Source organism: Pradoshia sp., assembly GCF_051873915.1.
GTDB lineage: Bacteria > Bacillota > Bacilli > Bacillales > Pradoshiaceae > Pradoshia.
In genome coordinates, this window is the sequence record NZ_JBJEFJ010000014.1 from 7,441 (window position 1) to 20,745 (window position 13,305).

The following is a 13,305-nucleotide window of genomic DNA, read 5'->3' on the forward strand; positions in this document are numbered from 1 at the left end:
GAATGCTTTGAACAAACAGCTGTTTCAGAGGATGATCAGGAAATCATGGGAATCCAGCATAAAGAGTATCCGCTTTATGGGGTGCAATTTCATCCTGAATCAATTGGTACACCGATTGGCAAAAAGCTATTAATGAATTTTCTTTCATTAAATCAAAAGGAGAGGGTTATATATGCATGAATATCTACAGGTGTTGAGCAGAGGAGAAAGGGTTCGGGGAGAAACGCTGGAGGAGGCGGTCAAGGCGCTCATGACATCTGCGTGCTCAGAGGCGGAAATCGCTGCCTTTCTTATGGGAATGAATCATCCAAGCCATCAAGCAGATGAAGAGGATTTATATGTCATATCTGAGACTATCCGCAAAGCATCGAGCCATAAGCTGGCCGATATTCATGGGGCAATGGACAATTGCGGGACTGGAGGCGACCATAGCAATAGCTTTAATATCAGCACTGCAGCAGCCTTTCTCCTTGCAAGTGCAGGCATCAAGATGGCTAAAAACGGAAACCGGAATATGACTAGCAGATCAGGAAGTATGGATGTGCTGCAGTCACTTGGGATCAATACATTGAATGATGAGGCCGAGGCAAGAAGACAATTGGAGGAGCACAATCTCGTATTTCTGAATGCCGGGCATATTCACCCAGGATTAAAGAATGTTGCTGCTGTTAGAAAGCAGTTGAAGATCCCAACTGTTTTTAATGTCATTGGACCATTGACGAATCCGGTCCCGCTTGACTATCAGGTGGTCGGTATTTATGACGAAAGTTTGCTTGAGGTATATGGGCGGACTTTAGTGAAAGCCGGAAGGAAGAGGGCAGCTGTTATTCACGGGGCTGGAGGGATGGATGAAGCATCTCTCAGCGGAGATAATGTGATTGTCTTGATTGATAGAGGGAGTATGCGCCGAATTCATCTTCATCCTGAGCAAGTTGGCTTGCCTGTGATTGCGAATGAAACTCTTAAAGGCGGTGGTCCTAAAGAGAATGCAGAAATTCTCATCCATTTGCTGAAGGGAGAGCGGAGTGCTTACAGGGATGCAGTCCTCCTGAATGCCGCCATTGGTCTTTATGTGGCAGAGAAGGCGGCATCATTTGCCGAAGGAATTCATGTGGCAGGGAAGTTGATTGATTCAGGAGAAACGCTGCGGAAATACGAGGCATTAAAGCAGTATGGCACAAGAATGGAGGAAGACGAATGTCAGATTATTTAACGAAAATCGTCGAAAGCAAAAAGGAATACTTGGCTGATGGGCAGCTAGAGACATTAGGATTGTCCCAGAGAAGGGAGCGGCCGATGAACAGCTTCACAGAACGGGTCCGCAATAAGCATACTCTTGGAATCCTGGCAGAATTCAAACGTTCCTCTCCCTCCCTTGGAGCAATCAATCACTCAGTTGAGCCGGTTTTTATGGCGAATAAATATGCTCAGGGCGGAGCGGACGGCATCTCTGTTCTTACAGATGAACTTTATTTCAATGGGCATATGAGTGATTTGCAAAAGGTGGCAAAGGAAGTGAATCTGCCAGTCCTATGCAAGGACTTCATTATTGAGGAAAGGCAGATCAATCAGGCTTATCAGGCAGGAGCAGGAATCATTCTCCTTATTGTCCGAATACTTGATCAGGATAAGCTTGTTATTTTATATAATCACGCCCGCAGGCTCGGTCTAGAGGTCTTGTTAGAGGTTCATGATGAAAAGGATTTAGAGGCAGCCATGACCTTGAAGCCTGATTTAATTGGAATCAATAACCGGAATCTGCATGAGTTTTCAACTAATCTCTCCACAACGGAATCGCTCATGCGCTTGATTACAGACCCATCAATAATTGTTGTCAGTGAGAGCGGCATTAAGAGCAGGGAGGATTGTGAGCGGGTTGCCGCAGCAGGTGTGGATGCCGTCTTAATCGGAGAAGCTTGCATGAAACATCCCCGCCCAGAAGAGTTTCTGGCCGAGATCGGCCAAATTGAAAGAAGGCCCTTATGATGAACGTGAAGATTTGCGGCATTCAAACAGGTGAAGATGCTCAAACTGCTGTCAGACTGGGAGCTGATGCATTGGGGTTTGTATTCGCCGACAGTAAAAGGCGCGTCACACCGGCGGATGTTCGGACCATAACGGAGAATGTTCCAAACGAGTGCCTGAAGGTGGGCGTTTTCGTCAATGAGCATCCGCTCATGGTGAATGAGATTGCCGGGTTCTGCGGACTCGATGCCATTCAATTACATGGAGACGAATACACCGCTGATTATGAAATCATCGGTTTGCCCATCATTCGTTCCATACCGGTCATTGCAGGAGAGAATGTTTTCCTCCAAAAGTATGGAAAGGCTGATTATTATCTTCTGGATACAGGTGGAGGGAAGGCAAGGGGCGGTATGGGGATTGCCTTTGACTGGAGGCAGGTTCGCGGCATTGGCCATAGAGACGAGAAGGTAATTTTGGCAGGCGGTTTAAACCCAGCTAATGTTAGGGATGCCATACAAATCGTTCATCCTCATATGGTGGATGTCTCAAGCGGGGTAGAAACAGGCGGAGTGAAGAGCCCAGCCTTAATGAAGGCGTTTATCGATGCAGTAAAGAGGGAGGAGATGGTGTAATGCCAGTGCAAGCAGAAAAGAACAGTAACGGAAGATATGGCGAGTACGGGGGCAAATTTGTCCCGGAGACCTTGATGCCAGCCCTAATGGAGCTAGAGGAAGCCTATGAGAGAATTGGAGTGAGTGATGATTTTCTAAGTGAATATCAATCCTTATTGAAGAATTATGTTGGCCGGGAAACACCGCTCTATTATGCGAAGAACTTAACTGAGCATTTAGGAGGAGCAAGAATTTATTTGAAAAGAGAGGATTTAAACCATACGGGCGCACACAAAATCAATAACACACTCGGCCAGGCACTCCTGGCGAAGAAGATGGGCAAGAAAAAGGTCGTGGCAGAGACAGGTGCCGGCCAGCATGGGGTAGCGACAGCTTCTGTCTGTGCTTTACTAGGTCTTGAGCCAATCATTTTTATGGGGGAAAAGGATGTTGCAAGGCAAAAGCAAAACGTTATCAGGATGGAGCTGCTTGGGGCAACGGTCGTGCCGGTTACATCAGGAAGTAAAACATTGAAGGACGCGGTCAATGAAGCCTTGCGTTATTGGGTGGTTCATATTGAGGATACCCATTATTTAATGGGGTCGGTTCTTGGCCCGCATCCTTTCCCATTAATTGTACGTGATTTCCAGAGTGTAATTAGTAAAGAGGCAAGGGAGCAGATGCTTAGACTTGCCGGGACATTGCCTGATGCGGTGGTGGCCTGTATTGGTGGTGGAAGCAATGCAATGGGGATGTTTTATCATTTCTTGCCGGATAAGACGGTCGAGTTGATTGGCGTCGAGGCGGCTGGCAAGGGTGTGGATACGGATTATCATGCAGCATCCATCACGAAGGGAAAAAAGGGGATTCTTCATGGGGCCTATATGTATTTACTTCAGGATGATAGTGGTCAAATACAAGAAGCCCATTCAATCTCTGCAGGACTTGACTATCCAGGTGTCGGACCAGAGCATTGCTACTTAAAGGATATCGGCAGGGTAGAATATACATCCATTACAGATCATGAAGCATTGGAGGCGTTCATGCTTCTCACTTCCAAGGAAGGAATCCTTCCAGCACTCGAGAGCTCTCATGCGATTGCTGAGGTGATGAAAAGAGCCCCGCAGATGAGCCATGAGCAATCTGTCATTGTCTGCCTGTCAGGTCGGGGGGATAAAGATATGGATACGGTCATAAAAGAACTGGGAGGGGAAGAGAATGAGCAATAAACTGACTGACCAATTACAAAAACGTAAAGATAACGGAGACAAAGGTTTTATCCCATATATCATGGCAGGAGACGGCGGCTTAGAACAGCTGTCTGAAACGATTCGTTATCTGGAAGGAATTGGTGCAGCGGCAGTTGAAATTGGGATACCTTTCTCTGACCCCGTAGCTGATGGTCCAAGTATTCAGGAAGCTGGCCTGCGTGCGCTCAAGGCAGGAGTGAACTTAAGAGGAGTCTTATTAGAACTCTCTAAGCATGAATTTTCAGTTCCGCTCATTATCATGACCTATGCCAATCCAATCATGCAAATGGGGCCGGAACACTTTGCAAGGGAGGCTGCGAATGCAAGGATTTCAGGCTGTATAATACCGGATGTCCCGCTGGAGGAGGAAGCACTCTTTAAGGAGCCGCTAAATGATACGGGCATCGTCTTGATCCGGTTAGTACCGCTGACGGCATCATTGGAACGATTGCAGGCTTTAAGCAGCATGGCTGAGGGGTTCTTATATGCCGTTACCGTAAATGGTGTGACAGGGGAGAAGGCTGAGCTCGAACAGAACTATTTACGAGAAAGAGTCCAGAGGCTGAAGGAAATGACTGACACACCTGTTTATGCAGGGTTCGGAATTTCCAATCCGCAGACGGCTAATGCCCTGCTGACCTTTTGTGACGGGGTCATTGTCGGTTCGAAAATCGTGGATGCCCTGCATCATCAAGACAGAGAAGGGATTGGAACATTTGTTGCAGGAATAAAGCTGTCCTCAACTAAAGTCTGATGTTGTTTTCCAAAAGCTGTTAGCGGGTATGAATGAACATGGCCACATATGTGGACTATTCAGTTGCATCGGGAGGGAATTTGATGAAAACAGCCGGAATGAAAAATCAATTTTATCTGACACGTAAAAAATTGAAAGAGGTTGTGAGTGATTTATCGGAACCTGAAGCGGACTTTCAACCAGAGGGATTCTCTAATACTATCAGGTGGCAGCTGGGTCATCTTTTAGTCAGCGCAGAGAGTTTTCTATTTGGATATCCAGAGGGAAGCTCTCCTGTTCCTAAGTTGTATGCAAGCTTTTTTGAGAGTGGGACAGCTCCTTCAAGATGGCAGAGAAGTGCTCCTTCCCTAGAGGAACTGATAAAACAATTAGAGACACAGGAAAGAAGGATTGAGGACTTACCGAAAGAATTTTGGAGCGAAAAGATTTCAAGTCCTATTCCGAGCCTGAAGATTGAAGACCGGGAAGAATTATTCCATTTGATCCTGCATCATGAAGCCATGCATCTTGGGCAGATCCAATCCATCAAAAGACTGATTACTGTGGAGAGCCGTTAATTATTAAGGATATAAAGGCATTCAGAATCCATAATCTGAATGCTTTTTTTATGGATATGCAGGGGATATATAAAAGGTTGTTTCGAAAACAAACAAAATTTTCAGACTAATAATAGTTATTATTGTATAATAATTTCAAAGGAGGTTTGCTCATTATGAATATCTATTTTGCAAGGGAGATAAGGGATAGTGACCAAACAGCAGATGCAAACGGATTATCTATCAATACCTTAATGGAGAATTCCGGACATGCTCTGTTTGAGGGAATGAAGAAGCTTCTAGATAAGGAACAGAGAATCGGTATTCTCGCAGGCAGCGGGAATAATGGAGGCGATGGAATTGTCCTTGCACGCCTTTTGAAGAACCACGGGTTTAAGGCAGAGCTGATTTTCCCATTAGGTATTCCGTCTACACAAGTGGCTCATGATCATTTGGCCTATTATCAAAGCTTGGGATATGCTTATTCAAGCCAGTTGGACGGGAATTATGACGTCTTAATAGATGGTCTATTTGGAATAGGATTCAGGCCGCCTTTCACGGAGGAGATGAATCGATTGCACCAGCAATGGATGGACTCCAACGCCTTAAAGATGGCGATCGACATTCCCTCTGGAACAGAAGCAGACTGTGGAAGAGTACAGGCAGCCTTTAAGGCGGATCACACCTTCTGTCTTCATGGGGCTAAACCATCTGCTTTCTTGTATCCGTCAAGCACCTATTATGGCGAATTGCATATTGTGGATATTGGGCTCCCTTCGCAGGCGAGATTCCGGATTTGGACGGAGGATGATGTAAGGGCAACATGGCATGTCGAGGAGGAAAATCCACATAAAGGAACGTTCGGGACTGGATTACTGATTGCTGGAAGCAGACAGATGCCTGGCTGTGCTTTGCTCGCTGGAACAGGGGCTATGCGTGCAGGAATCGGAAAGCTTGTGATTGCAACAGAGGAAGAAGTAGCGCATAAATGCACCATTTCCCTGCCTGAGGCTACATATGTAGATCGTTCGAAATCAAACTGGCAGCAGGATTTAACGCAAAAGTATACAGCTGTGGCCATTGGACCAGGCATCAATCCTGATGAATCACTAGAGGAGCTGATTGCTGCCTATCTTAATGAAACAGATTATCCGCTTATCCTAGACGCAGGAGCCCTCTCAGAGCGCAGCTATCCAAAACAGCGGAAGGGTCCTATTATTTTGACACCACACCCAGGAGAAATGGCAAGGATAGCAGGGAAAACCGCCGCGGAAGTGAATGAGAACCGGATTCAGACAGCAAGCGATTATGCGGTCAAACATCAGGTGACAGTCGTGCTGAAAGGAGTGAATACGGTTATTGCTTTTCCCGACGGAACTGGCTATGTAAATATTACAGGAAACAGGGGATTATCCAAAGGCGGGACAGGGGATACCTTAACAGGAATCCTGCTAGGGCTCCTTACTCAAGGGTACCGGAAAGCAGCCATTATGAATGGTGTTTATCTTCATGGGAAGACAGCAGAGCTTTATAGTGAGAATCATGCACCGAGTGCTATGCTGGCATCGGATATTATGCGAATATGGCCTGAGCTGCTTCGGAGGTTAGACCTAGAGTAGGTCTACAAAAGATTTTGTTGAATCACATCAAATTTTGAAAAAAATGAATGATTTGATGCTAAAAAAACTCATAAACGGGAATAGACTTAGAAAACATGAAGGGAGCCATGTCATGGATCGTGTCTATACGTATACGAAGAAAGAAGAAGTAGTGAATGCCATTACACACGGGATAGGAGTTGGACTTTCCATTGCAGCTTTAGTGCTCATGATTACGAATACTGTCGTAAACGGAGCAACTGGCAGGCTCGCGATTGTCCTGATATATGGAATTTCCATGCTGATGCTATTTACCTTTTCGACATTATGTCATGCATTTCCTGAAGGAAAGACGAAAATGGTCTTGGAGTTATTTGACCATACATCCATCTACTTGTTTATTGCAGGTACCTACACACCCTATGCGGTAATTGCCATAGGCGGCAAGACGGGATATACGCTGCTGGCTCTTGTATGGGGATTAGCCGTTTTGGGCATTATCTTTAAGGCGTTTTTCTTAAGGAAATTAATGATCATTTCCACCTTAATTTATATTGTCATGGGATGGATGATTGTGGTAGCGTGGGAGCCCCTTTCACAAGCGGTGCCGCCGATGGGGCTGCAGATGCTTATTTATGGGGGGCTTTTATACACATTAGGGTCTATTTTCTACGTATGGAGAGGTTTTCCGTATCATCATGCTGTATGGCATTTAATGGTGCTTGTTGCCTCCATTCTCCATTTTCTATCCATTTTCCTATATATTTTGCCCCTATAATCAATATAAAGAAAGCCGATTCAGACCTTCCTGACGAAGCAGGAGGAGTGAATCGGCTTTTTTATCGAACGTTCTTTGACAGAACTCTTATTGATATACATGCGCTTGCAGGATTTTTAAGGTTTTCTCGCCCACTGCCCGCGCACTTTGCGGATTTTGTCCGGTGATGATTCGTTTGTCCTCCACCACATGACTGGTGAAAGGAATCGTTGATTTCTTATAGGACTTGGCGACAGACCGCAGTTCATCCTCAAGATAAAAAGGAATTTTTCCCCCTTGGAATATCAGTTTTTCTTCTATATTTGAATACCCGGTCACTTCGACATTTTCAAGAAGGTGGGTGCCATCTGATAAGCGCGTGCGAAGGAATGCTGCAGGTCCATGGCAGACAGCTGTTACGAGACCGCCATTTTCATAGATTGCGGCCGTGATTTCTTGGATTTTCTTTGATTCAGGGAAATCCCATAGGGTACCATGACCTCCGGCAAAGAAGACGCAATCATAATCCTGTCCATTGATCTCTTCAAGTGGCAATGAGTGATCAAGCTTACTGATGAAATAAGGGTCGAGATGATAGGTTTTTGATGTTTGGTCCATGATGACCGGAAGCAGGCTTTTTGGGTCAATCGGCACCTTGCCTCCATTGATGCTCACTATATCAATCGGGAACCCAGCGACTCTTACGACATCATAGAAATGCACGAGTTCACTGAACCATAACCCGGTTTTATCTGTATCCTTTTTCATCGTTCCGTGGCTTGTGACAATTGCCAATACTTTCTTTTTCAATTCAGAACCTCCTTTACGGTGAGATAAAATGACATTTTATCATATTTCCACGATTTTTGCCTTTTTTTCTCTCTCGTAATAGGTCCGTACACGGCATGTTTACTGGGCAGCTGGCAGAAGTCTGGCAGAAAACAGTCTTTTTCGAATTAAGATTCCTAAGTAGGCAGCCATCATGGCTTTAAGAATGCCAACTGGGACAAACGGTGTAATACCCGTTAGTAAAGCCGCATTCCAGGATAATGAAGCGGCTGTTTTCAGCCAAAGAGCCCCAAAGATCAATGTGACAATCATACCAATTAAATTGGCTATGATGGCTTGAGTAATCGTGAACCCTCTCTTCTCTAACCAATAACCAGTCAGGAAAGCGGCGGGGATGAAGCCGAATAAATAACCTCCCGTCGGTCCGAATAGAACACCAAGGCCGCTGGTAAATCCTGAAAAGACAGGAATTCCAATGGTCCCTAGTGCAAGATAGATGAGGACGGTATATGTACTAAACCGGGAACCAATGATGGTAGCAATAAGTCCGACTGCTAACGTCTGTCCAGTGATGGGAATAAGCGGAAGCGGGATTGTGACCTGAGCCAAAATAGAGAGAATAGCCGCATACATCGCGATTATCATCATATTTTTTGTTTTTGAACGGCGCACTTTTTTCCTCCTCAATAAATAAGTTAACTAATATTGATTATAAGTTAACACAAAAACCCTTTTGTGAATAGTCTTTTGTAATGATTTGAATATTTTAAAAATTACATACATTTATTAACAATTGTGCTATAATCAGTTGGGGTCTAGTGAGAAATAGAATCAATAGTCATTAGGGGGGGAAAGTGTTGAATAAAAAGGCAAAGGTGCTGCCAATAGTCATTCTGTTGGCTCTTTTTGGCTTGTATTACTTTTATAATGTTAATTTAGCGGTTACCTTGCCAGATGAAGGGTGGGGCCGTGCCTCCAAGGTAGAGGGGGCTTCTAAATACCCGATGCAGCAATACAGCTTTACTAAGAATAAAGAGATTCATATGTACTTGCCGAGTGATGATCAAGTTAGGTATACGATAACAGATCAGAACTATAAGACAATCAAAGAAACCGTGATTCCGGTTAGTATTGATGTCGACACACCGGTTTGGGGAGATGGACAGCGCTTCTTCTATTTACAGGACAAGAAATTGCAATTATATGAAAATGGGAAGTCAACCCTCATTGATGAGGAGGTTCACTCCTTTTATCCGACGAATGAAAACATTCTCTATTGGAACGAAAAAGAGATTTATCTCTATGAAACAGGTAAACAAAAAAGTAGTGTATTAGTGACTGTAAAGGACCCAATCAGTCATGTTAAATCCGCTGATGGGGATGGAAGTATTTTAGTTGCAACCAACCCGACTCCGCTTGATATTCAATTCTATTTAATGGAAGGGAAAGAACTGAACGAGCTGTATGCTTGGTCTTCATCAAACAACGCGACTATAGAAAATATCCTCTATGATTCTAATGGTCAGGAAGCATCCATCTTAATTGAAACATTTAAGATGTCGCAAGGAGAACGAACAAATAACGCTAATCTCATTACCTTTAACCCGAAGGATTTTAAGGTGAATGGGGATGAATGGATGCTTTTCACAGATGGAAGCAATGGTGCACGATTAGCTAATCCGCGCTATTTCAATATGCGTTATCTGGATGGAAAACTGGAGCTGCTATTTGTATCTGAAGGGCAAAGAGAGGGGAAAAAATCCGGCTATAATGTCTACTTCGCTAACACAAAGCAGGACGGAGAGTGGGTAAGTTTTAGAAGAAGCACCTCATCCGATACGAGCTTAAGCCCAATGTGGGCGGGAGAAAACCATATTCTTTGGCAAACCTATGGCGGAAAGCAATATCAAACCTATGGCACCTTTAATGGGAATGGGTATGTCGAATCTTCCATGGTGAAGACGAAAGAGGATTACCGCATGGCCCTATATGACTTCATCAGTGGTGTTTTCAGCAGCCTTATCATGCTTTTCTTTGGGATGATATGGGTTATTCCTTCATTGATTTTCTACACAATTATGATGTTTTTACGTAAGGAAGAATTTGAGAATCATAAAGGCTGGATAGAGCCGGTGGGCATCCTTCTCTATGTTGGAACCGTCTTATATGTTTTTAACAGTGTATTGTCGGACAGCTTATTCTCGATGGCACCTGACTATTTGACATTCCCGAATAGTATGGTGATTTGGCCGTTAGTCATCAGTGCCGTTTCCTATGGAATTTATAAATTGGTAACCAATAAGGATATGGGACTGTATGCGGGTATTTCCTATTATATCGGGTTGAATATCGTCATGATGACGGGACTTTATGGTCCATATCTCATTTGATTCGCCTGCCGGACATTCCTTCTCCATCTAGAAGAAGGATGTCTGGCTTTTATTTATGGCTCAGAAGCCAACGAAATCGGCCCATTCCTTTTGCTTCAGCATATGACTGAATATTCGGTAATGATAGAGGAAGGTATCGAATGGCAAAGGGGAATCGGGGAAATCATACCAGGATAGGAATAAGTCTAGTTGTTGGGTAAATTCGTTGTGATCTAAGAGTCCGTGGAGATATAATGGATACTCATATGCTTTATAAAGGGACGATAGGCCATTTTCAATGAATATGGCTTCTATTTGTGTTCGATTCATTTTTCCACCTCCAGCAAACAGTATCGGATGGATGAGGGAACTTTATTCGCATCAGGAGGTCAAAAAGGGGGATTTACTGTGGAAGAGTCAGCCTTTCAGCTTGAAAAGGAAAGACTGGAATTTATCAAACAATACATGAGAGTTGTGATTGATACGGCCAGAACAAGCAAGGAGCAGTTCTTGCAAAAAATGAAGGAAACCTTTGAGGATACAGATTGGGAAGAAAACACGGAATATGGACAGCTGTTAACGACCGCCGCTTTTTATCAAATGTCGAATGATGAGTGGGAAAGCTTGAAGCGGGCTTTGCCTAAGCCGTATTTTGCCCGCGTTGATTTCACGCCCGCTGATTCTGGAGTATCGGAACGATTATATATCGGCAAGACTTCCTTGTTCCAGCGGGATAATCAAGAACAGCTCATTATTGACTGGCGTTCACCGATTGCCAATTTGTACTATGACGGCAGACTTGGACATGTATCGTATACTTCAGAGGGTGAAGCGTATGATGGTGAGATTACACTGAAGCGACAGCTGATGATTGAAGACGGCGAGCTCACAGACCTGCGCGATATTGATTTGACGACGGTTGATGAATTGCTGCAGGAAACATTGGCTAAGAGTTCGGTGAGCAGGCTTACGGAGATTGTCGCAACTATCCAGGAGGAGCAAAATGAAATTATCCGTGCGGATCTTAATAAACCGGTCATCGTCCAAGGAGCAGCAGGAAGCGGAAAAACAACGATCGCCCTTCACCGTATATCCTACTTCCTTTACCATTATAAAGATCAGTTCAATCCGGCAGATTTATTAATCTTGACCCCAACTGCCCTATTTATGGATTATATCCAAGAAGCCTTGCCGGAGCTTGGAGCTGAGCGCGTGAGGCAGGCGACCTATGCCCAATATGTCGAGGAGGCTATCGGCAAGAAAATCCCTCTCGTTGAAGACCGTAAATTGATCGAGGTCTTAGGCGGGGAAAGTGCGGCAGCAAGGCTTGCCGGTCTGAAGGGGAGCGAGCTCTTTCAGCGGATATTAGATCATTATTTTGAGGAAATCAAAAGCGGTCTGTATTTCCATGAAGATTTCAAGGTTGATTCATTCAAGCTTTATCAGGCTAGTCAACTAAACCATTTGCTGACACAGGAATATACGTATCTCCCGCTTTATAAACGATTAGATAAGATTAAGAGGGTCCTGCAGCAGCAGGTGAAGAGTCATAAGGACGTGATGCTGAAGAAAATCATCGCCCATTATGATGCGAAGATGGAGAAGGGGTTAAATTTCAAAGGAGCCGAGGAGAAGAGGAAAGCCTATATTTCAGAGGTGCTTAAGCGAAAGGATCTCCGCCTGAACCATATAAAAGCGGAGATGAGAACGGCTGCAACCCGTTATATGAAATCCATTAAGAAGCATGATACCTTTACACACTACAAGCAATTATTCACTTCACCCGAAAGACTTTGTGATTACGCCCAAGGGATGCTGTCAGAAACGGATGCGGCTGACTTATGCACCTACAGCCAAAAGATTTTTGCCAAAAAGAAATATGAGGCAGAAGACGTTGGACCGCTTCTCTACCTCCATGCAAAGCTTTATGGCATTCAGCCTGGACAGAAGGCAAAGAATGTTGTTATTGATGAGGCTCAGGATTATAGCTTCCTGCAGATCTCTGCTTTAAAGACTGCTCTTGAAACGGATATGTTCACCTTAGTAGGTGATCTCGCGCAAGGGATTCATTCTTATCGTTCGATTACGAGCTGGCAGGAAGTAGCCGAGAAGATCTTCCCGCGGGCAAGCTATAAGGAGCTGAAGAAAAGCTACAGGACAACGATTGAGATTATGAATGAGGCGAATAGGCTGCTCGAAAAGCTCCCCTATGATTTTCCTATCGTTGAGCCGATCGTGCGGCATGGAGAAGCACCACAATACTTTTCCTTTGAAAAGGGAGAACAGTGGGCTGAGGCTGTAAAAGCACAAACGGCAAAATGGAGGGAGGAAGGCTTTCACACCTTTGCCATCATTACCAAAACAGCAAAGGATGCCAAGTTAGCCTATCAAATTCTCCGAAAGAGAAACTTTGCTGTAAGCCTTTTGGAAGAAAAAATGTCCATTCCAAAGGGAAAGCTTATCATCCTTCCCTCCTATCTGGCCAAAGGACTGGAATTTGACTGTGTAATCGCCTTTAGTCATGATGAAAGATATCATGAACAAAATGAAACTGATCTAAAATTGCTGTATGTAACCATGACAAGGGCCATGCATAGACTCCATTTGATGAGTAAAGAGGAAAGGGCATTTGTCCTATCATGAAGACCTTAATGAAGGAACGTTTAACGTTCC

14 protein-coding genes are annotated in these 13,305 nt (G+C 44.4%); 11 read left to right on the plus strand and 3 right to left on the minus strand.

The window, feature by feature from the left end; all coding sequences use genetic code 11:
• The 9 genes from ACI35L_RS01360 to trhA all read left to right on the plus strand — a co-directional run.
• Positions 1–180, plus strand: a 180-nt coding sequence (locus tag ACI35L_RS01360; protein ID WP_439802077.1) for a glutamine amidotransferase-related protein, incomplete at its 5' end; no start/stop codon positions are given.
• Positions 173–1,213 (plus strand): anthranilate phosphoribosyltransferase, encoded by a 1,041-nt coding sequence (gene trpD, locus ACI35L_RS01365; protein WP_439802078.1) that lies wholly within the window; start codon positions 173–175, stop codon positions 1,211–1,213. The genes ACI35L_RS01360 and trpD, both read left to right, overlap by 8 nt.
• Entirely contained in the window at positions 1,198–1,986 is a 789-nt protein-coding gene (gene trpC, locus ACI35L_RS01370) for an indole-3-glycerol phosphate synthase TrpC (RefSeq protein WP_439802079.1), read from the plus strand. Before trpD ends, trpC begins: the two co-directional genes overlap by 16 nt.
• A complete protein-coding gene (locus ACI35L_RS01375) occupies positions 1,983–2,600 on the plus strand; it encodes a phosphoribosylanthranilate isomerase (RefSeq protein ID WP_439802080.1) in 618 nt (205 codons plus the stop codon). Before trpC ends, ACI35L_RS01375 begins: the two co-directional genes overlap by 4 nt.
• Positions 2,600–3,808, plus strand: a complete 1,209-nt coding sequence (gene trpB / locus ACI35L_RS01380) for a tryptophan synthase subunit beta (protein WP_439802081.1) — start codon at positions 2,600–2,602, stop codon at positions 3,806–3,808. Before ACI35L_RS01375 ends, trpB begins: the two co-directional genes overlap by 1 nt.
• Positions 3,798–4,583 (plus strand): tryptophan synthase subunit alpha, encoded by a 786-nt coding sequence (gene trpA, locus ACI35L_RS01385; protein WP_439802082.1) that lies wholly within the window; start codon positions 3,798–3,800, stop codon positions 4,581–4,583. The genes trpB and trpA overlap by 11 nt, the downstream gene beginning before the upstream one ends.
• A gap of 83 nt (positions 4,584–4,666) precedes the next feature.
• Positions 4,667–5,140 carry a DinB family protein gene (locus tag ACI35L_RS01390; RefSeq protein WP_439802083.1) on the plus strand — a complete coding sequence of 158 codons (474 nt, stop codon included), beginning with the start codon at positions 4,667–4,669 and terminating at the stop codon, positions 5,138–5,140.
• A 155-nt stretch (positions 5,141–5,295) separates the two neighbouring features.
• Positions 5,296–6,738 carry an NAD(P)H-hydrate dehydratase gene (locus ACI35L_RS01395; RefSeq protein ID WP_439802084.1) on the plus strand — a complete coding sequence of 481 codons (1,443 nt, stop codon included), beginning with the start codon at positions 5,296–5,298 and terminating at the stop codon, positions 6,736–6,738.
• Positions 6,739–6,850: 112 nt separating this feature from the next.
• Entirely contained in the window at positions 6,851–7,495 is a 645-nt protein-coding gene (gene trhA / locus ACI35L_RS01400; protein ID WP_049670704.1) for a PAQR family membrane homeostasis protein TrhA, read from the plus strand.
• An 87-nt stretch (positions 7,496–7,582) separates the two neighbouring features.
• Here the strand turns inward: trhA and ACI35L_RS01405 are convergent, their stop codons facing one another.
• Together ACI35L_RS01405 and ACI35L_RS01410 are read right to left on the minus strand one after the other, a co-directional pair.
• Complete coding sequence (locus tag ACI35L_RS01405) at positions 7,583–8,284, minus strand: type 1 glutamine amidotransferase domain-containing protein (RefSeq protein WP_053103737.1); 702 nt, start codon at positions 8,282–8,284, stop codon at positions 7,583–7,585.
• A 99-nt stretch (positions 8,285–8,383) separates the two neighbouring features.
• Positions 8,384–8,911, minus strand: a complete 528-nt coding sequence (locus tag ACI35L_RS01410) for a biotin transporter BioY (protein WP_439802088.1) — start codon at positions 8,909–8,911, stop codon at positions 8,384–8,386.
• Between the two features lie 209 nt (positions 8,912–9,120).
• Between ACI35L_RS01410 and ACI35L_RS01415 the strand changes: the two genes are divergently transcribed.
• Positions 9,121–10,653 (plus strand): hypothetical protein, encoded by a 1,533-nt coding sequence (locus ACI35L_RS01415; RefSeq protein ID WP_439802085.1) that lies wholly within the window; start codon positions 9,121–9,123, stop codon positions 10,651–10,653.
• A 60-nt stretch (positions 10,654–10,713) separates the two neighbouring features.
• On the opposite strand, the gene ACI35L_RS01420 is transcribed toward ACI35L_RS01415, so the two are convergent.
• The gene (locus ACI35L_RS01420) at positions 10,714–10,962 is read right to left on the minus strand and encodes a hypothetical protein (protein ID WP_439802086.1); all 249 of its coding nucleotides are present in this window, start codon (positions 10,960–10,962) and stop codon (positions 10,714–10,716) included.
• A 78-nt stretch (positions 10,963–11,040) separates the two neighbouring features.
• Here ACI35L_RS01420 and helD point away from each other — a divergent pair, with 78 nt between their 5' ends.
• Positions 11,041–13,275 carry an RNA polymerase recycling motor HelD gene (gene helD, locus ACI35L_RS01425; RefSeq protein ID WP_439802087.1) on the plus strand — a complete coding sequence of 745 codons (2,235 nt, stop codon included), beginning with the start codon at positions 11,041–11,043 and terminating at the stop codon, positions 13,273–13,275.
• Positions 13,276–13,305 lie beyond the last annotated feature (30 nt).

What these genes read in the sequence shown, in the direction of transcription:
- trpD (WP_439802078.1), top strand. Translation starts at nt 173, where the DNA reads ATGCATGAATATCTACAGGTGTTGAGCAGAGGAGAAAGGGTTCGGGGA.
- ACI35L_RS01390 (WP_439802083.1), top strand. Translation starts at nt 4,667, where the DNA reads ATGAAAACAGCCGGAATGAAAAATCAATTTTATCTGACACGTAAAAAA.
- trhA (WP_049670704.1), top strand. Translation starts at nt 6,851, where the DNA reads ATGGATCGTGTCTATACGTATACGAAGAAAGAAGAAGTAGTGAATGCC.
- ACI35L_RS01395 (WP_439802084.1), top strand. Translation starts at nt 5,296, where the DNA reads ATGAATATCTATTTTGCAAGGGAGATAAGGGATAGTGACCAAACAGCA.
- trpB (WP_439802081.1), top strand. Translation starts at nt 2,600, where the DNA reads ATGCCAGTGCAAGCAGAAAAGAACAGTAACGGAAGATATGGCGAGTAC.
- ACI35L_RS01375 (WP_439802080.1), top strand. Translation starts at nt 1,983, where the DNA reads ATGATGAACGTGAAGATTTGCGGCATTCAAACAGGTGAAGATGCTCAA.
- ACI35L_RS01410 (WP_439802088.1), bottom strand. Translation starts at nt 8,911, where the DNA reads ATGATGATAATCGCGATGTATGCGGCTATTCTCTCTATTTTGGCTCAG.
- trpA (WP_439802082.1), top strand. Translation starts at nt 3,798, where the DNA reads ATGAGCAATAAACTGACTGACCAATTACAAAAACGTAAAGATAACGGA.
- ACI35L_RS01420 (WP_439802086.1), bottom strand. Translation starts at nt 10,962, where the DNA reads ATGAATCGAACACAAATAGAAGCCATATTCATTGAAAATGGCCTATCG.
- trpC (WP_439802079.1), top strand. Translation starts at nt 1,198, where the DNA reads ATGTCAGATTATTTAACGAAAATCGTCGAAAGCAAAAAGGAATACTTG.